The sequence below is a fragment of the Legionella worsleiensis genome (genome assembly GCF_001467535.1).
Taxonomy (GTDB): Bacteria; Pseudomonadota; Gammaproteobacteria; order Legionellales; family Legionellaceae; genus Legionella; species Legionella worsleiensis.
In genome coordinates this window covers 307,099-308,432 of record NZ_LNZC01000031.1, presented here as the reverse complement: position 1 = coordinate 308,432, position 1,334 = coordinate 307,099, and the positions used below count along the sequence as shown (strand labels likewise).

Here is a 1,334-nt window from a genome sequence, read left to right as displayed (position 1 = left end):
ACCATATGCGGTTTTCCGCATCCGTCATGGTTTGCCTTAATGCTTTTGCTCGCTTGTTCATGCTCTGTCTAAAAATTTTGATGCGATAAAAGAGTGAATACCATTTTGATAGCGCTACACACAGAGCACTTAAGGTTCAAATGAATGCGTTACATTCTGTATTCAATTCTTCTGAATCTATTCAATTTAAAACATGCAGATAGTTTTATTGTTTATCTTTTGTCAATCTCGTGAGTCACGTGCGTACCACACCCTCATCCCCAACCCTTCTCCCTCAAGGGAGAAGGGAGTATTTGGTAGGAAAACTGATGGTTGGTGACAAGGCAGAGTAATGATCATAAAAATAATTTCCACTCAAGCTACTCCCTTCTCCACTAGGGGAGAAGGGTTGGGGATGAGGGGGAGGCGTGCGGCACGATCTCAAGTTCATGCAACACACTATCCATCACACCCTGAATATTTTTAAATACATCGTGGTTCCATATGCGCACCACTCTATAACCTCGGCATTCCAAATATTGAGAACGTCGTAAATCATAATCAACAGCATCCATATGCTGACTGCCATCAATTTCAACGTTCAGTTTTTTTTCACGACACACAAAATCAACAATGTAAATGCCAATAACGTGCTGTCGAATAAATTTATACCCACTTAATCGCCTGTTGCGTAAATAATACCATATGCGGTTTTCCGCATCCGTCATGGTTTGCCTTAATCCTTTTGCTCGCTTGTTCATGCTCTGTCTAAAAATTTTGATGCTATAAAATAGTGAATACCATTTTGATAGCGCTACACACAGAGCACTTAAGGTTCAAATGAATGAGTTACATTCTGTATTCAATTCTTCTGAATCTATTCAATTCAAAACATGCAGATAATCTTATTGTTTATCCTTTGTTAATCTCGTGAGTCACGTGCGTACCACACCCTCATCCCCAACCCTTCTCCCTCAAGGGAGAAGGGAGTATTTGGTAGGAAAACTGATGGTTGGTGACAAGGCAGAGTAATAATCATAAAAACAATTTCCACTCAAGCTACTCCCTTCTCCACTAGGGGAGAAGGGAGTATTTGATAGGAAAACTGATGGTTGGTGACAAGGCAGAGTAATGATCATAAAAATAATTTCCACTCAAGTTACTCCCTTCTCCACTAAGGGAGAAGGGAGTATTTGGTAGGAAAACTGATGGTTGGTGACAAGGCAGAGTAATAATCATAAAAACAATTTCCACTCAAGTTACTCCCTTCTCCACTTGGGGAGAAAGGAGTATTTGGTAGGAAAACTGATGGTTGGTGACAAAGCAGAGTAATGATCATAAAAACAATTTCCACT

General features: G+C 40.0%; 1 protein-coding gene. It reads right to left on the bottom strand.

Going from position 1 to position 1,334, the window contains the following annotated elements; translation table 11 throughout:
• Positions 1-374: 374 nt before the first annotated feature.
• Complete coding sequence (locus tag Lwor_RS13180) at positions 375-740, bottom strand: endonuclease domain-containing protein (RefSeq protein WP_058494332.1); 366 nt, start codon at positions 738-740, stop codon at positions 375-377.
• Between the last annotated feature and the right edge of the window lie 594 nt (positions 741-1,334).